This window comes from Tabrizicola sp. (assembly GCF_051645465.1).
Lineage (GTDB): Bacteria > Pseudomonadota > Alphaproteobacteria > Rhodobacterales > Rhodobacteraceae > Tabrizicola.
On the sequence record NZ_JBOFBI010000247.1, the window covers coordinates 1 to 20,785 of the forward strand.

At 64.8% G+C, this 20,785-nt stretch carries 20 protein-coding genes; 13 read left to right on the plus strand and 7 right to left on the minus strand.

Annotated elements, in window-relative coordinates; genetic code table 11:
- Positions 1 to 127: 127 nt before the first annotated feature.
- The 3 genes from ACRCSW_RS16235 (at position 128) to ACRCSW_RS16245 (ending at position 2,973) form a co-directional block, all read left to right on the plus strand.
- The gene (locus ACRCSW_RS16235) at positions 128 to 967 is read left to right on the plus strand and encodes an outer membrane protein assembly factor BamD (protein WP_438706690.1); all 840 of its coding nucleotides are present in this window, start codon (positions 128 to 130) and stop codon (positions 965 to 967) included.
- 39 nt (positions 968 to 1,006) lie between these two features.
- The gene (gene recN, locus ACRCSW_RS16240) at positions 1,007 to 2,650 is read left to right on the plus strand and encodes a DNA repair protein RecN (RefSeq protein WP_438706691.1); all 1,644 of its coding nucleotides are present in this window, start codon (positions 1,007 to 1,009) and stop codon (positions 2,648 to 2,650) included.
- Positions 2,651 to 2,811: 161 nt separating this feature from the next.
- The gene (locus tag ACRCSW_RS16245) at positions 2,812 to 2,973 is read left to right on the plus strand and encodes a hypothetical protein (RefSeq protein WP_438706692.1); all 162 of its coding nucleotides are present in this window, start codon (positions 2,812 to 2,814) and stop codon (positions 2,971 to 2,973) included.
- A gap of 172 nt (positions 2,974 to 3,145) precedes the next feature.
- Here ACRCSW_RS16245 and ACRCSW_RS16250 read toward each other — a convergent pair whose 3' ends face one another.
- Positions 3,146 to 4,528, minus strand: a complete 1,383-nt coding sequence (locus ACRCSW_RS16250) for an FAD-binding oxidoreductase (RefSeq protein ID WP_438706693.1) — start codon at positions 4,526 to 4,528, stop codon at positions 3,146 to 3,148.
- A gap of 95 nt (positions 4,529 to 4,623) precedes the next feature.
- On the opposite strand from ACRCSW_RS16250, the gene purQ reads away from it, so the two are divergent.
- The 6 genes from purQ (at position 4,624) to ACRCSW_RS16280 (ending at position 13,704) form a co-directional block, all read left to right on the plus strand.
- The gene (purQ, locus tag ACRCSW_RS16255) at positions 4,624 to 5,292 is read left to right on the plus strand and encodes a phosphoribosylformylglycinamidine synthase subunit PurQ (RefSeq protein WP_438706694.1); all 669 of its coding nucleotides are present in this window, start codon (positions 4,624 to 4,626) and stop codon (positions 5,290 to 5,292) included.
- A gap of 46 nt (positions 5,293 to 5,338) precedes the next feature.
- Entirely contained in the window at positions 5,339 to 7,099 is a 1,761-nt protein-coding gene (locus ACRCSW_RS16260; protein ID WP_438706695.1) for a sensor histidine kinase, read from the plus strand.
- Positions 7,100 to 7,109: 10 nt separating this feature from the next.
- Positions 7,110 to 8,438 (plus strand): sigma-54-dependent transcriptional regulator, encoded by a 1,329-nt coding sequence (locus ACRCSW_RS16265; RefSeq protein ID WP_438706696.1) that lies wholly within the window; start codon positions 7,110 to 7,112, stop codon positions 8,436 to 8,438.
- A 181-nt stretch (positions 8,439 to 8,619) separates the two neighbouring features.
- Positions 8,620 to 9,570 (plus strand): hypothetical protein, encoded by a 951-nt coding sequence (locus tag ACRCSW_RS16270; RefSeq protein WP_438706697.1) that lies wholly within the window; start codon positions 8,620 to 8,622, stop codon positions 9,568 to 9,570.
- 155 nt (positions 9,571 to 9,725) lie between these two features.
- Positions 9,726 to 10,658 (plus strand): hypothetical protein, encoded by a 933-nt coding sequence (locus tag ACRCSW_RS16275; RefSeq protein WP_438706698.1) that lies wholly within the window; start codon positions 9,726 to 9,728, stop codon positions 10,656 to 10,658.
- Positions 10,659 to 11,088: 430 nt separating this feature from the next.
- Positions 11,089 to 13,704 carry an Rne/Rng family ribonuclease gene (locus tag ACRCSW_RS16280; RefSeq protein ID WP_438706699.1) on the plus strand — a complete coding sequence of 872 codons (2,616 nt, stop codon included), beginning with the start codon at positions 11,089 to 11,091 and terminating at the stop codon, positions 13,702 to 13,704.
- A gap of 85 nt (positions 13,705 to 13,789) precedes the next feature.
- Here the strand turns inward: ACRCSW_RS16280 and ACRCSW_RS16285 are convergent, their stop codons facing one another.
- A complete protein-coding gene (locus ACRCSW_RS16285; protein ID WP_438706700.1) occupies positions 13,790 to 14,020 on the minus strand; it encodes a sulfurtransferase TusA family protein in 231 nt (76 codons plus the stop codon).
- Positions 14,021 to 14,141: 121 nt separating this feature from the next.
- Between ACRCSW_RS16285 and ACRCSW_RS16290 the strand changes: the two genes are divergently transcribed.
- From ACRCSW_RS16290 to ACRCSW_RS16300, 3 genes are all read left to right on the plus strand, one after another.
- The gene (locus tag ACRCSW_RS16290) at positions 14,142 to 14,900 is read left to right on the plus strand and encodes a cytochrome c biogenesis CcdA family protein (RefSeq protein ID WP_438706701.1); all 759 of its coding nucleotides are present in this window, start codon (positions 14,142 to 14,144) and stop codon (positions 14,898 to 14,900) included.
- A 90-nt stretch (positions 14,901 to 14,990) separates the two neighbouring features.
- On the plus strand, positions 14,991 to 16,178 hold the full coding sequence (locus tag ACRCSW_RS16295) for a hypothetical protein (RefSeq protein ID WP_438706702.1): 1,188 nt from the start codon (positions 14,991 to 14,993) through the stop codon (positions 16,176 to 16,178).
- A complete protein-coding gene (locus ACRCSW_RS16300; RefSeq protein WP_438706703.1) occupies positions 16,175 to 17,512 on the plus strand; it encodes a cytochrome P450 in 1,338 nt (445 codons plus the stop codon). The genes ACRCSW_RS16295 and ACRCSW_RS16300 overlap by 4 nt, the downstream gene beginning before the upstream one ends.
- 92 nt (positions 17,513 to 17,604) lie before the next feature.
- On the opposite strand, the gene purS is transcribed toward ACRCSW_RS16300, so the two are convergent.
- The 5 genes from purS to ACRCSW_RS16325 all read right to left on the minus strand — a co-directional run bounded on the left by purS (position 17,605) and on the right by ACRCSW_RS16325 (position 20,224).
- The gene (gene purS / locus ACRCSW_RS16305; RefSeq protein WP_438706704.1) at positions 17,605 to 17,844 is read right to left on the minus strand and encodes a phosphoribosylformylglycinamidine synthase subunit PurS; all 240 of its coding nucleotides are present in this window, start codon (positions 17,842 to 17,844) and stop codon (positions 17,605 to 17,607) included.
- 120 nt (positions 17,845 to 17,964) lie between these two features.
- Positions 17,965 to 18,552 (minus strand): Fic/DOC family protein, encoded by a 588-nt coding sequence (locus ACRCSW_RS16310; RefSeq protein WP_438706705.1) that lies wholly within the window; start codon positions 18,550 to 18,552, stop codon positions 17,965 to 17,967.
- Positions 18,553 to 18,850: 298 nt separating this feature from the next.
- Positions 18,851 to 18,997, minus strand: a complete 147-nt coding sequence (locus ACRCSW_RS16315) for a hypothetical protein (protein WP_438706706.1) — start codon at positions 18,995 to 18,997, stop codon at positions 18,851 to 18,853.
- Positions 18,998 to 19,459: a DUF5680 domain-containing protein gene (locus ACRCSW_RS16320; protein ID WP_438706707.1), complete on the minus strand. Its 462-nt coding sequence runs from the start codon at positions 19,457 to 19,459 to the stop codon at positions 18,998 to 19,000. It abuts the gene before it with no gap.
- A gap of 12 nt (positions 19,460 to 19,471) precedes the next feature.
- The gene (locus tag ACRCSW_RS16325; RefSeq protein WP_438706708.1) at positions 19,472 to 20,224 is read right to left on the minus strand and encodes a phosphoribosylaminoimidazolesuccinocarboxamide synthase; all 753 of its coding nucleotides are present in this window, start codon (positions 20,222 to 20,224) and stop codon (positions 19,472 to 19,474) included.
- 180 nt (positions 20,225 to 20,404) lie between these two features.
- On the opposite strand from ACRCSW_RS16325, the gene ACRCSW_RS16330 reads away from it, so the two are divergent.
- Positions 20,405 to 20,719 (plus strand): DUF1476 domain-containing protein, encoded by a 315-nt coding sequence (locus tag ACRCSW_RS16330; protein WP_438706709.1) that lies wholly within the window; start codon positions 20,405 to 20,407, stop codon positions 20,717 to 20,719.
- The last annotated feature ends 66 nt before the right edge of the window (positions 20,720 to 20,785 follow it).

Here is a 20,785-nt window from a genome sequence, read left to right on the forward strand (position 1 = left end):
GCGCGCAACTGAGCTTTCCTAACCGTTGAAAAGTCACGAAAGGCGTTTTGCGCCCCGGATTTTTCTGTGCTAGGACGAGCCAAAGACAGGGCAAATCGCCCGGGCTGCAGGTTTGGGTAGGCGAAGAATGTCAGGCAGAAGTCCCGGCGCTGGGTTCCTAAAGACGGCGCTTCTGATGGCGGTGCTGACCGGTTGCGGGGGCGGCCAGCAGGAGCGCGCGCTGGACAGCTACACCGCCGAAGAGATCTACAAGAAGGGCGAGCTGGAGCTTGAGACCGCCCGGCGCCCGAAAGACGCCCTGGTCTATTTCCAGGAGGTGGAGCGGCTTTATCCCTACACCGAGTTCGCCAAGCGCGCCTTGATCATGCAGGCCTTCACCCATCACAAGGCGAAGGAATACCCCGAGGCTCGGGATGCCGCGCAGCGGTTCCTCGACTTCTATCCGGGTGACGAGGATGCGCCCTATGCGCTCTACCTCATGGCGCTGAGCTATTACGACCAGATCGACGACGTGGGCCGCGACCAGGGCATTACCTTCCAGGCGCTGCAGGGCATGCGGGACGTGATCGAGACCTATCCCGACAGCGAATACGCCCGCTCGGCGATCCTGAAGTTCGACCTTGCCTTCGACCAGCTTGCGGCGAAGGAGATGGAAGTTGGGCGCTATTACCTCAAGCGCCGCCACTATGCCGCGGCGATCAACCGGTTCCGCGTTGTCGTGGCCGACTTCCAGACCACCACCCACACCGCCGAGGCGCTGCACCGCCTGGTCGAGTGCTACCTGGCGCTTGGCCTGAACGACGAGGCGCAGACGGCGGCGGCGATCCTGGGCTTCAACTACCAGTCCTCGCCCTTCTACGACGACAGCTTCCGCCTGCTGAAAGGCAAGGGCCTGTCGCCCGAGGCGAGGGGCGAAGGGTGGCTGCGGACGATCTACCGTCAGATGGTGCGCGGCGAGTGGTTGTAGGGATGGTGCGCAATAAATGCGCACCCTACGGGCACGGCCATGCTGCGTAGCCTTGAGATTCGCGATGTCCTGATCATCGACCGGTTGAGCCTTGAGCTTGGGCCGGGTCTGAACGTCCTGACCGGTGAGACGGGGGCGGGGAAGTCGATCCTTCTGGATGCGCTGGGGTTTGTCCTTGGCTGGCGCGGCCGGGCGGAACTGGTGCGCCAGGGCGCGAGCCAGGGCGAGGTCACGGCGGTCTTCGATCTTGCCCCCGGTCATGCGGCGCGGGCGGTGCTGGACGAGGCCGGGATCGAGGCGGAGGATGAGCTGATCCTGCGCCGGGTGAACGCAGCCGATGGGCGCAAGACCGCCTGGGTCAACGACCGGCGGGTGTCGGGCGAGGTGCTGCGGGACCTGTCGGATCATCTGGTAGAGCTCCATGGTCAGCACGACGACCGGGGTTTGCTGAACCCACGGGGGCATCGGGCGCTTCTGGATGCATTCGCGGGGCTGGACCTTTCGGCGCTGCGGGCGGCCTGGGTTGCTCAGCGCGAGGCAAGGGCCGCTTTAGCCGAGGCCGAGGGCGCTTTGTCGCGGGCCGCGGCCGAGGAGGAGTTTCTGCGCCATGCAGTGGCCGAGCTGGACAAGCTGAACCCCGAACCCGGTGAGGAGGCGGTGCTCGATGCCCGCCGCCGCCTGATGCAGGGGGCAGGGCGCATCCGTGAGGATGTGGCGAAGGCGCTGGCGGCCTTGTCCGAGGAGGGGGCCGAGGGCCGGATGCGCGATGCGCTGCGGTGGCTGGATGGGGCGGCGGAGAAGGCTGAGGGGCGGCTTGAGGGCGCGCTGGACGCGTTGAACCGGGCGCTGATCGAGCTGGGCGAGGCGCAGGGCGGTGTCGAGCGGACGCTGGAGGCGCTGGACTTCGATCCGGGCGAGCTCGAGCGGGTCGAAGAGCGGTTGTTTGGCATCCGGGCACTGGCGCGGAAGCATGGGGTGCTACCGGACGATCTGGGCAGCTTTGCGGACGAGCTGCGGGGGCGGCTTGCAGCGATTGATGGCGGGGCTGCGGGGATCGCTCGGCTGCAGGCGGCGGTTGCCGAGGCGGAAGCCGCCTATGCGGCCGAAGCGGCGGGGGTGACGGCGGCCCGGCGCGCGGCGGCGGGGCGGCTGGACGCGGCGATGGCGGCAGAGCTTGCGCCGCTGAAGATGGAGCGGGCGGTTTTCGTAACCGAGATAGCCGCTGGAGAGCCTGGGCCGGATGGTGTGGATGCGGTGACCTTCACCGTTGCAACCAACCCCGGTGCGCCCTCGGGGCCCTTGAACCGCATCGCCTCGGGCGGCGAGCTCAGCCGGTTCCTGCTGGCTTTGAAGGTATGCCTGACGGGGGACAGTCCCGGTCTGACGCTGATCTTCGACGAGATCGACCGGGGGGTCGGTGGTGCTACGGCGGACGCGGTAGGGAGGCGGCTGAGCGCGCTGGCCACGGGCGCTCAGGTGCTGGTCGTGACGCATTCCCCGCAGGTCGCGGCTTTTGGCGCGCGGCACTGGCGGGTGGAAAAGCGGGTGACGGGGGAGGAGACGCTGTCAACCGTAACGGCGCTTGGGCAGGCCGACCGGGTCGAAGAGATTGCGCGGATGCTGGCGGGCGACACGGTGACGGATGCCGCGCGGGCTGCAGCGCGTGCGCTGCTGACGGGCTGATCGCGGCCCGGCCCCAGGTGGGCGGCAATCGGGGAAACGCCCAAAGCTGAGGCGTTTTCTGCGTGGGCTATGCGCCCTGTGCATGGCGGGGCTTCGGGATCGGCTCTCGAATGCTGCGCTGCGGCATCCTATCTTCGTGCCAGGAAGAAAGGAGCCGCCGCATGACCAACCTCTTCAAATGGCTTGTCTCTGTTACAATCGCCCCGTCGCCCGCCGAGCGTGAGCGCGCCTATCTGAACGCTTCGGTGTCGCGCTTCGACCTTGAGCGTCGCCAGCGTGAAGTCGAGCGCGGGCTTTTCCGCACTCCGCATCCTTACTACTAGAGCGGGATGTGGACTGGCAGAATCGGATTGTCGCACTTCTGTCCGTGCAGGATCGCTCGTCGATGACTTCGTCACTCCTCGCTGTGTTTCTCCGACGAGGAGACGAAGTCGAACGAGGAGGACTTCCAGGCGTGGCGCTGCCGCTGCAGGTTCCGCCAAGACTCATCCCGCTCTAGGGTTGAGCCGCCCCCGGCACTAGCTTGCCGGGGTTCATGAGGTTCAGCGGGTCAAGCGTGCGCTTCAGGGTGCCCATGACCTGCCAGGCTTCGTCATGCTCGTCGGCCATCAGGCCGAGTTTCCCGAAGCCCACGCCATGTTCGCCGGTGATCGTGCCGCCCAGCCTTAGCGAGCGTTCGGCCATCCGAGCCGCCAGGGCCTTGGCGGTGGCGACTTCGTCGGGGTGGGCGGGGTCGACCATCAGGATGGCGTGGAAGTTCCCGTCGCCGACATGGCCGAGGATCGGTCCGGGAATGCCGGACGCGGCGATGTCGGCCCGCGTTTCCTCCACCGCCTGGGCCAGCGCCGAGATCGGCACGCAAACGTCGGTGACGACCGCCTTGGCGTCGGGCCTTGACGCAAGGATCGCCCGGTAGGCCGCATGCCGCGCGGCCCAGAGGCGGGTGCGGTCCTCTTGCTGTTCGGCCCATTGGAGGCCTTCTGCGCCGAATTCGCCTGACAGCTCGCGGAAGCGGCGGACGTCCTCGGCAAGGCCCTCCGGGTGGCCGTGGAACTCGACCAGAAGCTGCGGGGCGAGGGGCAGGGTGAGGTTCGAGAAGGCATTGCAGGCGGCGACCGTGTCGGTATCGAGAAACTCGATCCGCGCGGGGCTGAGGCCCATCTGCATCGTGGCGATCACGCAGTCCACCGCTTTGCCGACCGAAGGAAAGGCCGCAACGGCGGTCATCACCGCTTCGGGTTGGCCGTGAAGCTTCAGCGTCAGTTCGGTGATCAGGCCGAGGGTGCCTTCGGAGCCAACGAAGAGCGCGGTCAGGTCATACCCGGCCGAGGATTTCGGCGCGCCGGTGCCGGTGTGGATCACCCGGCCATCGGCCAGCACGACCGTCAGCCCCCGGACATTGTCGCGCATTGTGCCGTAGCGGACGGCGGTGGTGCCCGAAGCCCGCGTCGCGGCCATGCCTCCGATCGAGGCATTGGCGCCGGGATCGACCGGGAACATGAGGCCTGTCGTTCTAAGCTCGTGGTTCAGGGCCTCTCGCGTGAGGCCCGGCTGGACGCGGACGAGGCGGTCTTCGGGGCGAACCTCCAGCACGGCGGCCATCTCGCGGAAGTCGACGGTGACGCCGCCAGCCACCGCAAGCGCGTGGCCTTCCAGCGATGTGCCCGCGCCCCAGCCGATCAGCGGGACCAGATGGTGGGTCGACCAGGCGGCAAGGGCCGCGACCTCGTCGGTTGTGCGGGGGAAGACCACCGCGTCGGGCGTGCCGGCCGTCACCAGGCTTTCGCTTTGCGAATGTTCGGCCAGAACCGTGCCTGCGACCGACATCCGGTCGCCGAAAAGGGCGCGAAGCTCGGTCAGTGCGGGCACGTTCAGCATCGCCTGACCATATCCGCACGGGGCAAAGGCGCAAGCTCTGGCCCTTCGCGCGCGCATCAGGTATCACGCGCCCATCCGCAAATGGGAGTGCGCCGATGAAAGCCGCTGTCGTCACCTTTCCGGGCTCGAACTGCGACCGGGACCTTGCCGTGGCCTTTGAAGGCGCAGGCTTTCAGGTGGCACGGGTCTGGCACAAGGATAGCGCGCTGCCCGAAGGCGTTGACGTGGTTGGCGTGCCCGGTGGGTTTTCCTTTGGCGACTACCTGCGCTGCGGTGCGATTGCCGCGCAGTCGCCGATCAGTGCCGCGATCCGGGCGCATGCGGAACGGGGCGGCTATGTGCTGGGCATCTGCAACGGCTTTCAGGTCCTGACCGAGATGGGGCTCTTGCCCGGTGTCCTGATGCGGAATGCCACGCTGAAGTTCGTCTGCCGCACGGTGACGCTGAAAGTGACAACCGTGGCGTCCGACTTCACCTCGGCCTACGCGCCGGGGCAGAGCATCCGCATCCCCATTGCCCATCATGACGGCAACTACACCATCGATGCCGAGGGGCTGAAGCGGCTGCAGGCCGAAGACCGCATCGCCTTTACCTATGTCGATAACCCGAACGGCAGCATGGCCGACATTGCCGGGGTCCTGTCGGAAAACCGCCGGGTCCTGGGGATGATGCCGCATCCGGAGCGTGCGGCAGAGGCGGCGCTTGGCGGTGAAGACGGGCGGGGGATGTTTGCCTCGCTCATGCGCGGGATGGCGCTGGCCTAAGCCCCATTGGCTTGAGGCGACCCCGACCGGGCCCTACTCTTGGCGCATGACCGCCGGTGACACCACAACCGCTTCCCCTACGGCGCCGGGCTTGCCCTGGCGTGCGAAGCTTGTAGTTGTGGTGCTGGTGCTTGTGGCAATCGTCGTGGTGCTGGTGTCGAACCGGCTGCTGACCGACCGCTACACCGCCGATACCCGTAACGCGGCCGAGCTGCGGCTGGCGCTTTACTCGGGGAACCTGATGGCAGAACTGCAGCGGACGTCGGTCGTGCCGCTGCTTCTGGCCAATGACCCCGATCTGGTCGCGGCCCTGAAGGAGCGCAGCTACTCGGGCACGTCGGCCAAGCTTATCGCGCTGCAAAGCCAGATCGGCGTGGCGTCGATCCGGCTGGTTGACGACGCCGGACGGGTGGTCGGGGCCACCGACCGCAACGTGCTGGGGACGAACTACCGCAGCGAGCCCTACTTCGTCGAAGCGCAGAGGGCGAAGGACACGATCTTTTCGGTGGTCAAGCGCGACTCGGCGGGGTTCGATTTCATTTACTCCCGTGCGGTCATGGGCGATGCCAAACCGATCGGGGTGATCGTCGTCTCGGTCGACCTGATGAAATACGAACGCGCCTGGGCGGGCTTGCAGGACGCGATCATGGTCACCGACAGCGCGGGCATCGTGGTCTTGTCGACCGAGCCGCGCTGGCGGGGCCTTCCCATGGCCGAAGCGCTGGCGCTGCGCGATCCGCCTTCGGCGATTGCGCGGGCGTTGCGGGCGACGGCGGAATGGGCGCAGGAGCCGCCCGATGCATATGTGCTGGGCGAGGCGGTCATGAAGACCGAAGCCCGCGTGCCATTCCGCGGCTGGAAGATGGCGACCTTCACCGCGTATGGGTCCGTCCGCGAGCAGGTGAACGGGATTCTGGCGCTGGAGATCATGGGGTTTGCGATCCTTATGGCCTTTACCTTCTACCTTCTGTCGCGCCGGGCCTGGTCGCGGTCCTTGTCGTTCCAGCGGGAATCGGCGGAGCTCCGGCTTTTGAACTCACGCCTGCAGCGCGCGATCGCCGAGCGCGAGAAGGTGAAGAAAGACCTTGAGGTGGCGGAACTGACGCTGGCGCAGTCCTCGAAACTGGCCGCTTTGGGCGAGATGTCGGCAGCCGTGAGCCACGAGCTGAACCAGCCCCTCGCCGCGATGAAGACTTACCTCGCTGGCGCGCGGCTGTTGATGCAGCGCAAGCGGCTGGATGAGGCCTTGTCATCGTTCCAGCGGGTGGATGACCTGATCGAGCGGATGGGCGCGATCACCAGGCAGTTGAAGTCATACGCGAGGAAGGGCGGAGAAGCCTTTGAAGAAGTTGACCTTCGGGCTTGCGTCTCTTCGGCTTTGGCGATGATGGAGCCGCAACTGAAAGCGCGCGTCGTGAAGATCAGCCGGGGCATGCCGCGACAGGCGGTCATGGTAATGGCAGACCGTTTGCGGCTGGAGCAGGTGATCATCAACCTGTTGCGGAACGCGCTTGATGCCACGAAAGACACCAAGGACCCGCAGATCGACATCCTGCTGTCGTCCGGCGAAACCGCGACTCTGACGGTGCGCGACAACGGGCACGGGATCACCGATCTCGAAAACCTTTTCGAGCCCTTCTACACGACGAAGCAGCCGGGTGAGGGCGTGGGGCTGGGTCTTGCGATCTCCAGCGGCATCGTGACCGACCTTGGCGGACGCCTGACCGCACGGAATGGCGATGGCGGCGGGGCGGTCTTCGAAATGCAACTGCCGATCCTCGGCAAGGAACAGGAAGCAGCAGAATGATGAGGTCCCAATGGCCCGCGCAATGAAAGTGGCGATCGTCGATGACGAAGCGGATATGCGGCAGTCGATCAGTCAGTGGCTGGCGCTGTCGGGGTTTGACACCGAGACCTATGCCAGTGCGGAAGACGCGCTGAAGGTGATCGGGCCGGATTTCCAGGGCGTCGTGGTGAGTGACATCAAGATGCCCGGCATGGACGGGATGGCGTTCCTGAAGCGGCTGATGGGCCAGGACAGCGGCCTGCCGGTCATCATGATCACCGGTCACGGCGATGTGCCGATGGCGGTCGAGGCGATGCGGGTGGGGGCGTTCGATTTCCTTGAAAAGCCGTTCAACCCGGACCGGATGACCGAGCTTGCGAAGCGCGCGACCCAGGCGCGGCGGATGACGCTGGACAACCGGGCGCTCCGCAAGGAGCTGTCGGACGGGTCTACCATCATCAAGAAGCTGATCGGGACGTCGCCCGCGATGGACCGGCTGCGGGAGGATATCCTCGACCTCGGCCAGGCGGATTCGCATGTCCTGATCGACGGCGAGACGGGGACGGGCAAGACGCTGGTCGCCCATGCGCTCCACGCCGTCGGGCCGAGGGCGTCGAAGAAGTTCGTGGCGATCTCCTGCGCGGCCTGGAGCGAGGACCAGCTTGCCGCGCGGCTGTTCGGCCCGGGCGAGGGCGGGACGCTGCCGCTGGTCGAGGAGGCTAGGGGCGGCACGCTCTGCCTTGAGGATGTCGAGGCCCTGCCAAACCCGCTGCAGGCGCGGCTTTTGACCTTCATCAACGACCAGGGCCTGCCGCCCGAGACCCGGATCATCGCGATCTGCAACCACCATGCCCCCGACACGACGCTGGAGCAGCTTCTGCGGCCGGACCTTTTCTACCGGCTGGGGGCGATGACGATCCTGCTGCCGCCTTTGCGGACGCGGGGCGAGGATATCCTGCAGCTCTTCACGCGCCTCTCCGAGCAGTTCGCCGAGGAATACGGCTGCGACGCGCCCCAGGTGACCGCTCAGGAGGCGGCGCAGCTTCTGCAGGCGCCGTGGCCGGGGAATGTGCGGCAGCTGGTCAACATCGCGGAGCGGGCGGTGTTGCAGAACCGGCGGGGGTCAGGGTCGATTGCTTCGCTCCTCATGGCCGAGAATGAGGCTTCGGGGCCGGCTCTCACCACCGAGGGCAAGCCGCTGAAAGACTATGTGGAGGCCTTCGAGCGGATGTTGATCGACAACACGATGCGGCGGCACAAGGGGTCGATCGTGGCGGTGATGGAAGAGCTTTGCCTGCCGCGGCGGACCTTGAACGAGAAGATGGCCAAGTATGGGCTGACGCGGGGGGACTATGTCTGAGCGGGTGTCCTACAGTGGGACAAATGCGCAAGACATTGAAATATAAGGAATGGTCTGCCGGACGTTCACGGGCTGTTAACCCATAATCCCCCTTCGAAATGCTGAAGGCTGGACTTGCGGCCTGCCCGATCCTGTGCGCTTCTACGCCGCGAAGGGACCGCGTTCCGCGCGGTGGCGTGGCATGGACAGGGCAAGATTCGCTGCAGCGACCGGTGCGTTACTTGGCCTTGCCATGCCGGTTCATGCGGAATGCCTGGGCCAATGCCTTGATGGGCTTGCAACGGCGATCGGCACGATCGTCATCTACGGGCTGCTCGGGCTGGTCATCCTTGTCATGTTGATCTGGCCGAGGCTCCGCAGGCTTGGTCTTTACGCGCTGGCCGCGACGGGCGTGATTGCCTTGGGCGTGCCGCTTCTGAGCCAAGGCTGGCTGGCATGGAAGCTTCGCGCGATGGAGGGTCGGGAGGTTGTTGGTGCGCCACCGGCGATGTCCGAACGGACGCCGCTTGTGATCAATCTGGGCTGGAACTGCCAGTACGATCCTTGCGGTGCGCTCCTCATGGGGCGGGGCCGTTCCGGTGTTTACGCGCTGCCAAGGGCGTCTCTGGAGGGGCTGGACCTAACACGGCCCGTCGCGCTTGCCGATCTGCCGCTGGAATTCTGGAGCCATGAGACTGATCGAGAACCGCAAATCCAAAGTCGTCCTCTGTCACCCCAAGAGCGGGCCGAAGCGGCCAGTCGGATCGACTACGTTGTGATCATCTCGGCAGAAGACCTGTCTTGGCCCAATGCTCGGTCGCAGCCCGGCATCATTGAGGCGATCTTGCGCTCTAACCCAGCTCTGAAAGACATGCGAAGTGGAGAGATGGTGCGCTTTGCCATGGCGCCGCTTGACCCGGCAGAGGGGGTACTGGTCTTTGTCGATCTGCGGTTTGATCTTTTGGACCTTTGGCTTGCGGATCGAGCGCTGGCCATGCCGCTGGCCCCACGAAGTTCGCAAAGCGCCCGAAACCGTATCGCGGGACGTGCAGAAGCAGGCGATGCCCTTTGTCCATATGTGGACGGCGTCCCCGGCTGGACCTGCCTCAGCTTATACTCGGGCGGCGAGTACTATGGCGAAGGTAGCTTTTGAACCTTCGCGCAAGGCTTCGTCGCAGTGTCGTGAATTTCATCGGGTGCGAGGCACGGGCTGCATTTTTTCATATTCAGGAAATCCGACTTGCAACGCCGCTTGGTATTCGTTCATTTGGCCCTGGTAACGGGAAGGCGAACCAATCGGTGCGCGGGATGGAACTGACCAGACGGGCCGCCTGGACCGGGCTTCTGTGCCTTGGGAGCGCCCTGCCGGCAAGGGCCGAGAGCATTGGCGGCTATAGTGGACTCGGCGTGGCGCTGGCTTCCTTTGCGGTCTACGGGCTGATCGCCGTCGTCCTTCTGGTGATGCTGATCCGGGCCAAGTGGCGGCGGGCGGGCCTTTGGTCTTTAGGTGTCGTGGCGACCCTGGCCATCGGTCCGCCGTTTCTAAGCCAGAGCTGGCAGGCCTGGAAGCTGAGCGCGATGGAGGGGCGGGAGATCGTTGGAAAACCGCCGAGTTTGGCCAGTCGGACGCCGCTTTTCATTGCTCATCGCTCAGTCTGCGACGAGGTCTACGATGACGCCTGCGCGGCGGCCATAGTTGGGCGCGGAGAGCCTGGCGTGTATTTCCTCGACTCTGATGCGCTGGACGGAATTGACCTTACCAAGCCTGTTGCTCTTGCCGATCTGCCGCTGGAATTCTGGAACAGCGAGAAAGAGATCGAGGGAGATCCGCAAATCCAAAGCCGCCCGCTGTCACCATCCGAGCGAACGGAAGCGGCCGGCCGGATCGACTATGTTGTGATCATGTGGCCGGGTGGCTGGCCGTACCCCATAGCCGAGGCCCTTGACTTGGCCTTGCGATCCAACCCAACCCTGAACGGAATGCGGACCGGAGAGAGTATGAACATCGGCCTGGCACCGCTCGATCCTGCCCTCGGCGTGCTTTCATTTGCTGACTTGCGGTTTGATCTTCTGGATCTTTTGCTTTGGGATGATGCGCTGGCCCTACCGCTGGCTCCGGAAAACCGGCAACCCGCGCGAAACGATATCGCAGGAGCTGCCGTAGCAGCTGAAGCTCTTTGTCCGGACGAGGAGGACTTTCCTCGCCGAAACTGCGTTGGCTTGGTCATGGACGGCAAGTAGTATCCGGCGACAGTTTTTTGACCGCTGGCACAACGCTTGGTAACATTCCGGCGAATTTCGCCATTGCCCTTGGCCCGGCTTTCCCGATAGGGTCGCCGGAAGGCAGTCTGGATTGCCCGAAGAATTCTCTCCCCCAACTGCCGGACGCGCCAAGCGTGTCCCTTCGGGGGAGCCGGATCGACCGCAAGGTTGTGCACATTGTCTGCAGGTTCTTGAATTTGCAGGCTTTCAGAGGTGGAGGGCCAACCGGCCCTTCAAATGAAACCGCGATGAGGCGTGTAGGTATATTGCGCACCGGACTGCTCTGCCCCCTGGGCCGGAGACCGGTGCACGTACCAGCCGCCCGCGCTTTGACAAGCCGCCCCGTCCCGTATGATCACCCCTCTGGTCCGCCAGGGGGCCTTATGCGCCCGGGGCGCATTGGAACAAAATGGCCAAAAAGATGCTTATCGATGCCACCCATACCGAGGAAACTCGGGTGGTCGTGGTCGACGGAAACAAGGTCGAAGAGTTCGACTTCGAGACCGTAAACAAACGCCAGCTTGCCGGAAACATCTACCTAGCCAAGGTGACGCGCGTCGAGCCGTCGCTGCAGGCGGCGTTCGTAGAGTACGGCGGCAACCGGCACGGATTTCTGGCTTTCGCCGAAATCCATCCGGACTATTACCAGATCCCCGTCGCCGACCGTAAGGCGCTGATCGAGGAAGAGCGGGCGATGGCCCGCGCCGAGGAAGAGGAAGACAACCGCCGTTCGCGCCGTCGTCCGCAGCGCCAGGCCCCCAAGGCCGAGGCGGTGAAGGCTGATGAGGTCGTGGCCGAGGGGCCCTCGGGCATGGACGTCGTCGATCTGGGCGAGGACGAGGGCGGCGAGAACGCCCTGGTCGAGACCCGTGCGCCTGTCGGGAACGGTGCGGATCACGACCATGATCATGATCACGACCATCACGAGCAGGGCGAGAACGGCAATGGGGCCAGGCCCTACCGCGCGATGGACCACGCCAGCGACACCGACGAAGAGATCGAATCGGTCGCGGAAGAGGATGTGGCCGAGGAGATCAGCGCTCCGCGCCGGGTTCAGCGTGCCCGGCGCTACAAGATTCAGGAAGTGGTCAAGGTCCGGCAGATCATGCTGGTCCAGGTGGTCAAGGAAGAGCGCGGCAACAAGGGTGCGGCGCTGACGACCTATCTGTCGCTGGCGGGGCGCTACTGCGTGCTGATGCCGAACACCGCGCGGGGCGGCGGGATTTCCCGCAAGATCACCAATGCGGCAGACCGCAAGAAGCTGAAGGAAATCGCGGGCGAGTTGTCGGTACCGGAAGGTGCCGGGCTGATCGTGCGGACGGCGGGGGCCAAGCGGACCAAGCCCGAGATCAAGCGCGACTACGAATACCTGATGCGTTTGTGGGAGCAGATCCGCGAGCTGACGCTGAAGTCGATTGCTCCGGCCAAGATCTATGAGGAGGGCGACCTGATCAAGCGGTCGATCCGGGACCTTTACAGCCGCGAGATCGAGGAGGTGCTGGTCGAAGGCGACGGGGGCTATCGCACCGCGAAGGACTTCATGCGGATGATCATGCCGAGCCATGCCAAGCAGGTGATCCGGTATCAGGACCAGACGCCCCTGTTCGCGAAGTACCAGGTCGAAGGCTACCTGGGCGGGATGTTCAACCCGGTCGTGCAGCTGAAGTCCGGTGGCTATATCGTGATCGGGGTGACCGAGGCGCTGGTTGCGATCGACGTGAACTCGGGGCGGGCCACGAAGGAAGGCTCGATCGAGGATACTGCGCTGAAGACGAACCTTGAGGCGTCGGAAGAGATCGCGCGCCAGTTGCGGCTGCGGGACCTGGCGGGGCTGATCGTCATCGACTTCATCGACATGGAGGAGCGGAAGAACAACGCATCCGTCGAGAAGCGGTTGAAGGACAAGCTGAAGACGGACCGCGCGCGCATCCAGGTGGGGCGGATCTCGGGCTTTGGTCTTCTGGAGATGAGCCGCCAGCGGTTGCGGCCGGGGATGCTGGAATCGACGACCCAGCCTTGCCCGCACTGCCATGGGACGGGGCTGATCCGGTCGGATGACTCGATGGCGCTGACGGTGCTGCGCGCGCTGGAGGAAGAGGGCACGCGGAAGCGGTCGCGCGAGGTGCTCTTGAAAGCGCCGGTCGGGATCGTGAACTACCTTTTCAACCAGAAGCGGGAGCATGTGGCGCTGATCGAGGCGCGGTATGGGATGTCTGTCCGGATCGAGGCTGATCCGATGCTGGTGAGCCCGGATTACTCGATCGAGAAGTTCAAGACCGCGCTTCGGGTTGTGCCGGATGCGCCGGTTGTCTCGGGCCACGCGGGGCTGATGGGGGCGCCGGTCGAAGAAGAAGAGGACGATCTGGTCGAGGACCTGGTCGAGGAGGAAGAGGCCGAGGAAGCGGAAGCTGTTGTTTCTGCGGCGCCCGCTACCGAAGGCGACGGACAACCGGGCCGCAAGAAGCGCCGTCGGCGTCGGCGGCGTCGGGGTGGCCAGCGTGACGGCGGGGCTCCGGTGAACGGTGCGGCCGCCGAGGCGGGCGACGAGGACGACGGTGAAGAGGACGGCGAAGAGGCGGCTGACGCTCCGGTTGCCGAGCCTGTTGCGGAAGCGGCGCCTGCAGCCAAGCCCAAGCGGACCAGGAAGCCGCGGGGGGCGAAGACCGAGGCTATCGCCGCGCCGGTACGCGCTCCGGTTATTGAAGCCTTGCCGGAGCCGGTGGTTGAACCCGTTGCCGAGGAGAAGCCCGCGCCGAAGAAGCGGGCGAGCCGTGCCAAGGCGGCGGCGCCCGTCGTCGAGGCTGTGCCGGAGGTAGAGCCCGCGCCGAAGCCTGCGAAGGGCAGGGGCCGGTCGAAGGCCGCAGCGGAAGCGGCGCCTGAGCCTCTGGTCCTTAGCCCCGATCCGGGGATGATTCCGACAGCCGAGACCGTGGTCCCCGACCCGGCCGAGGCGAGTGCGCCGGAGCCTTCGGCGGAGGACCCTGCCAAGCCCAAGCGCAAGGGCTGGTGGTCGCTGGGGCGCTGATCGGGTACTCCTCGTTCGACTTCGTCTCCTCGTCGTGGTTTTCGCGGCGAGGAGTGACGAAGTCATCGACGAGCGGTCCGTTGGGTCAGCCGCGCCGGACCAGGTGGAGCGTGACGGCGCCTTCTGGCCTTGACCCAAGATAGGTATGGCCCGCTTCGGCGCAGAAGTGCGGCAGGTCGACCGCGGCCATCGGGTCGGTTGCCCGGACGCAGAGGACGGCCCCCGAAGCCAGCGTCAGCAGCCGTTTCCGCGCCTTCAGGACGGGAAGCGGGCAAAGAAGCCCCTCGCAATCCAGGATTTCGTCCCAATCGGCCATGCGGGCGGTGTAGCCGGGCCCGCTCCAAGCGGCAAGGTTACAATCCGGCCACGGGGATGTGACGCCCCGCACGGATGACGCAGGCCCCGAAAGCCGCTATGTCGGCGTGAAGGGGTGGCCCATGTTCGGAATTGAGATCATCGACGCTGCGTTGCTGCCCGCGATGCTGGTAGCGCTCGCGGGTGGGGTGCTGTCGTTCCTGTCACCTTGCGTGTTGCCGATCGTGCCGCCGTACCTCGCCTATATGGGCGGGATTTCGATGGGAGAGATGACCGGCGCGGGTGCGGCGCGGCGCCGGGTGATCCTGCCGGCGTTGTTCTTCGTTCTGGGACTGTCGACCGTCTTTCTGGTGCTTGGCTTCACCGCATCGGCCTTCGGTGCGTTTGTCCTGAACAATCAGGAGCTTCTGGCGCAGATCTCGGGCGTCGTGGTCATCATCTTCGGCCTCCACTTCCTCGGCCTCTTCCGCATTCCGATCCTTGACCGGGAAATGCGGCTTGATGCGGGTGAGCGTGGGGGGTCCGCCCTCGGGGCCTATGTGCTGGGCCTTGCCTTCGCCTTCGGCTGGACGCCCTGCATCGGCCCGCAGCTGGGCGCGATCCTGTCGCTTGCGGCGCAGGAAGGCAGCATGGAGCGGGGGACGCTGCTGCTGGGCGTCTATGCTTTGGGCCTAGGTCTTCCGTTCCTTCTGGCGGCGATCTTTATCGAAAGATCAATGGCTTTGATGGCAAAGCTCAAGCCTCACATGAAGCTGATCGAGCGGCTGATGGGGGGGCTTCTGTTGATCGTCGGCCTGGCCCTTGTGACGGGCGCCTTCACCGATTTCAGCTACTGGATGCTTGAGACCTATGACGCGCTTGGAATTCCGTTGCCGGGCTGAGGCTTTCTTCTTGCTCATCAGTGGTTAAGGTGTGCAGGGCAGACTGGCGGCCCTGATGGCGGGATTGGCGTGACTTCAGCGAAGGACAGCATGGCGGAGCAAGGCACGTTCCGGCGCCATGTGCTGTACATTCCGGGCTATGATCCGTTTCCCGCCCGCCGCTACCGCGAGCTTTACCGGACCGAAGGGGCGGCGCAGGCGGCGATTTCGGGCTATGAGCTGACGATCCAGCCTAGGGCCGGTCAGACCTACGGCTGGCGCGTGGTCGGGCGGATCGGTCGCCCGGCGGAGGCGGAGGTAGAGGTGCTGGTCTGGTCCGACCTTGTGAAAGGGTCGATGGGGCGGGGGATCGCGGGCACCTATCTGCAGCTGCTGCGGACGGCATGGCTTTACGTTTCCTCGGGCGCGCTGCGGCAGCTCTTGCGCTTGCGCAAGGGTCCGATGATCGCGGCGCTTTATCCTGTGGTCGCGCTGGTCCTGCAGGCGCTGGTGGCGCTTCTGGTTTCGCTGCTGGTGCTGTGGCTTGCGTCGGCCTTGCCGTATGGCCTGGAATGGCTGGCGGCGGCTCTTGCGGGCTGGGCGGTTCTGGAGGGGTTCCGGCGGATCGACCGGCGGCTTTTCGTTTATTATCTGATGCATGACTATGCCTTCACCACGGTCGAAGGCGGCGCTTATCCGGCGGTTCTGGAAGCGCGGCTTGCCGAGTTTCGCGCACGTATCCGGGCGGCGCTGGCAAGCGGGGTGGATGAGGTGCTGGTCGTCGGCCATTCCTCGGGCGCGCATCTGGGGGTGTCGGTGCTGGCGGACCTCATCCGCGAAGCCCCGCCCGCCGGGGCAGCGCTGGGGTTCCTGAGCCTTGGTCAGGCGGTGCCGATGGTGTCGTTCCTGCCGCGGGCGGGGCGGCTCCGCGGCGATCTGGCTTTTTTGTCTGAAAGCAAGGCGTTGACCTGGGTCGACGTGACCGCGCCCGGCGACGGCTGCAGCTTTGCGCTGTGCGATCCGGTGGCGGTCAGCGGGGTGGCACCGAAGCTTCAGCGCTGGCCGCTGGTGGTGTCGGCGGCCTTTACCCAGACGCTGAGCCCCGAGCGCTGGGAGGAGTTGAAGCGGAAGTATTTCCGCCTGCATTTTCAGTATCTCTGCGCTTTCGACCGGCCTGGGGATTATGACTATTTCCAGATCACGGCGGGGCCTTTGACGCTGGCCGAGCGGTATGCGGGTCGGAAGCCCTCAGCCAGCCGGATCGTGACGCCCCTTAGCCCCTATCGGGATGTCGCATGACCCCGCCGAAGCCGGAACCGCGCGCCGACCGGGTCTCGCTTTGGACCTATCTGAGGCTGTTCCGGCGCGACATCCTGTCGGCGCAGCCGGCGCGGCTTTACCGGGCCTGGATGGCCGAGTTCCGGACGCCGTTCTTCAGGAGCTACCTTTGCAACGACCCCGCGCTGGTGCGGCGGGTGCTGGACGAGCGGCCTGGCGATTTCCCGAAGTCGGGGCGGGTGACCGAGGGGCTGCGGCCATTGCTCGGCCGGTCGGTCTTTGTGACGAATGGCGAGGAGTGGTTGCGCCAGCGGCGGATCATCGACCCGGCGTTCGAGGGCGGGCGGCTGAAGGAGGCGTTTCCGGCGATTTGGGCCGCGTCCGAGGCGGCGGTGGCGCGGATGGGCGAGGGGGAGGTCGAGGTGGAGCTGGCCGCGAGCCACGCGGCGGCGGATGTGATCTTCCGGACTTTGTTCTCGATCCCGATCGAGGACCGGGTGGCGCAAGCGGTGTTCCATGAGTTCCGGGCCTACCAGCGGTCGGCGCCGATCCTGAACCTTGCGGCCTTCCTGCCCTTGCCGCGCTGGGTGCCGCGGCTGCACCGGGGGGCGACGTTGCGGTCTGCGCGCGTGATCCGCGAGTTGATTACGGGGCTGACTTCGGCGCGGGCGGAGGCGATTGCTGGGGGGCGGGCGCCTTTGGACCTTGCGACGAAGATCATGACGACGCCCGATCCGGTGACGGGGACGCCCTTCGGGACGGTGGAGATGGTCGATCAGGTGGCGATCTTCTTCCTTGCCGGGCATGAGACGAGCGCCTCGGCTTTGGGGTGGGCTTTGTATCTTCTGGCGACGCATCCGGAGGCTCAAGGGAGGGTGGCGGAGGAGGCGGCGGGGTTGCGGCCGGAGTTCGGGACGGCGGGGTCGTTGCGGTTCACAAGGGATGTGTTCCGCGAGGCTTTGCGGCTTTATCCGCCGGTGCCGATGATGGTGCGGGAGAATGTGACGGAGGAGGAGTTCCGGGGCCGGAAGGTGAGGCGGGGCGCCCAGATCGTGCTGAGCCCCTGGCATCTGCACCGGCATGAGCGGATCTGGGAGCGGCCGGATGCGTTCGACCCGGACCGTTGGGCGGGGGAGGGGCGGGAGGCGGCTCGGGAGGGGTATCTGCCGTTCTCGCGGGGGCCGAGGGTCTGTCCGGGAGCGGGGTTTGCGATGCTGGAGGGGACGCTGATGCTGGCGCATCTGGTGCGGGCGTTCCGGTTCGAGGCTCTGGAGGGCCGGGTGCCGGTGCCCGTGGCGCATCTGACGGTCCGGGCGAAGGATGGGATCTGGCTGAGGGTCAGCCGGCGGGCGTGATGTCCCACGGTGGGACAGTTCCCGGTCTGTTGAAAACAAACGGAAATTTTGCCCGTTAAGCTTGCGTTAAGAATTGGGGGCCCTTCGCGGCCTCAGCCGATCTCGACCCGGTAGCTTTCGATCACCGTATTGGCGAGGAGTTTGTCGCACATCGCCTTGACGTCGGCCTCGGCCTTGGCGGCGTCGGTATGGGCGAGGTCAAGCTCGATCACCTTGCCCTGGCGTACGCCGTTCACCCCCTGGAAACCCAGCGAGCCGAGGGCATGGCGGACCGCCTCACCCTGCGGATCAAGGACGCCGGTCTTCAGCATGACGGTGACACGGGCTTTCATCGGGGCCTCCGGGTTTCGGGTTGACGGGTCTTTAGCGAGGGGGCGGGCGGGGAGCAAGGGGTGCTCGGGACTTAACCAGGTGGATAAGGCAACCTGCCGTGGTCAACGTCCAGTCTTAGTTCAGGTGTCTGACAGCAAGGAAAGGATCGCGGTCCGAAGGGGGCCATTGTCGCCCTGAAAACTCGCAATCATTGCTTGCATGAACCCGGACGGATCAAGGAGTTCCTCGCGCATCCGAAAGCCTGACAGGTCAAACAGAATACTCAGCAGCGTCAACTGGCAGCGGCCGTTGCCTTCGCGGAACGGGTGAATGGCGTTGAGCTCTGCGATGTAATGACTGGCGCGATCCGAAAAAGCCTCGGGGCCTGACGTGGCGGTGAGGTGCTTTTCGTCGGTCAGTTGACTGAAGAGCTTGGTCGTCTCCGTGTCGATGTACTCTGGGTAGCAGAACCAGCCGCCGCCCTTTCCGGTTCTTGTAGTTCGGGGCTGACCCGCCCAAGAATAGACGTCCTGGAAAAAGTGATGATGGATCGTCTTGTAGTGCTGGTAATCGAGGTCGCCCGGGGGCAACCTTTCTTCCGCACGGGTCAGAAACATTAGGTGCTCGAACTGATCGAGCTGATCCTGATCCCGCAACCCAGCTTTGTTGATCAAGACTTGTGTGCCCGGATAGCAAAGTGGGTCATCCGTGGCGGTGTAGCGGCTCATCGCTACCTTTTCGTACCGAAAGCACCGCTGATTGCCTTACGCAGCGAGGCGCCTTTTCGTCCGCTTGCTTCGAGTGCTTCCAGTATTCTCTTTGAGTCGTCGTTCAGTGATATCCCCTCGACGAGAGAGAACCTGCTGGCCTTCGACTTTCCAAGAGGTTTGGAGACAAACTGCCCCGATCTCGAGTCGCGTCCGATGAGAGTACTCTTTGCCATAGGCTTAGCTTACCAGAGGTTCGCGACCTTTTGCACTACCTTTGCAGATAGCCGCCAGGAAGTGATTGAGCCACAGCTCGTCCTCAATTGATCCGCGTCGGCTTCATCGCATGCGCCACGTTCGACCGTAGGACGCCCAGAAACACGAAGTCGCCTTCCGAGAAACGACCAACCTTGATCTTGTGGTCCGCAAGCGGGATGCCAACACCAATCGGCTTGTCACCCAGCAATCATGGCTTTACCAGACCGCCGTGATAGTCGAGCTCATAGGCGACAGCGCCATCAACCGATATCGTCTCGCGGCCCGCGAAATGCGCGATGTCGCCGCTGGCGCGGATGCTGTAGCTGCCGTGCGGGCCTTGCCAATCAAGATTGTCGATGAGGCGACCCTGTGAGCCATCGGTGGAGAGGGCGGCAAGGAGTGTCTGACCCGCGCGGTTGGCGTCAATCAGGTCGGGGCGCGAAATGCGGCCGTAGTAGTTCATGGCCCACACGGGTTCGCCCGACAGCCAGATCACTTCCTGGCCCAGAAAGTCCGTGCCGCCGAAATAGGAGTCGAGATAGCGCCAGTCGCCCTCGCTGAAGGCGAGATCATGCGAATTAGGACGGCTGGACGGAGCCTTTGCACCGCCGCCGATATAGGTGGCTTTCTTGGCGCGGATGGCAAACCGATGCAATTCGGAGTGTTGCATGCCGCCTTCGTTTCAATTGATCAGCGTGGGCTTCATCGTATGCGTCACGTTCGACGGCAGTACGCCAAGCCTGCGCGCCAGTTCGGTATAGACGTCGGCCATCGGCTGGGGGTCGGGGATCGTGCCGTCGGGGCGTTCGGGTTGGCGCATGTCCCAGAGGCGGCAGCTGTCGGGGCTGATCTCATCCGCCACGATCAGTCGCATGAAGTCGCCCTCCCAGATCCGGCCTACCTCGATCTTGAAGTCCGCAAGCCGGATGCCGACGCCCATCATCACGCCGGACAGGAAATCGTTCACCCGAAGCGCCAGGGCCACGACGTCGTCGAGGTCCTGCTGGTTGGCCCAGCCGAAGGCGACGATGTGCTCTTCGGCGACCATGGGCGAGCTCAGCTTTTCGTCCTTGAAGTAGTATTCGACGATCGGGCGCGGGAGCTGGGTGCCTTCGGGGATGCCGAGGCGCGCCGTCATCGGGCCGGCCGAGAAATTGCGGACCACGACTTCCAGCGGAATGATCTCGGCCATCCGCACCAGCTGCTCGCGCATGTTGAGGCGGCGGATGAAATGGGTGGGAACGCCGATCTGGTTCAACCCGGACATGAAGAATTCCGACAGCCGGTTGTTGAGGACACCCTTGCCTTCCAGCGTCGCGGGGGCAGCAACCGTGGGGGCGCTGTCGTCCTTGAAGTACTGCACCAAGGTGCCGGGTTCGGGGCCTTCGTACAGAATCTTGGCCTTGCCTTCGTAGACCTTCTTGCGCCGTGCCATGGTTCACCAAATCAGGGGTGTCGGCGGAAGGGCAATCCTTCAAACCGCTTTCCTTGGCCTATAGTCCAAGGGGCCAATACTCGCAAGGCGCGAGCGGCCTATGGGCCCATTGGGGGCTTGCGGTGCGGGGGTGGGATGGGCATATGGGAGGAAATGCGAAAAACAGTTCGGGGGGAGCCCATGACCACGTTCGACGACCGCGAGAATGCTTTCGAGTCCAAGTTCGCGCATGACAGCGAGATGCAGTTCCGTGCCGAGGCCCGGCGGAACAAGCTTCTGGGTCTTTGGGCGGCCGAGCTGATCGGCAAGTCGGGCGAGGACGCTGCGGCCTATGCGCTGGAAGTCGTGAGTGCCGACTTCGAGGAAGCGGGCGACGAGGATGTGGTGCGCAAGGTCGTGGCCGATCTTGCGGGCAAGGCCAGCGCCGACGAGATCCGCGCCAAGATGAAAGAGCTGCTGCCGATCGCGAAGGCGCAGCTGATGTCGGAGCTCTGACAGTCGGCTGAGGCCGGTTGCTGCCGGTCCCGGAGAGAGCTGCGGGCCAGTGAAGATGAGCCGGAC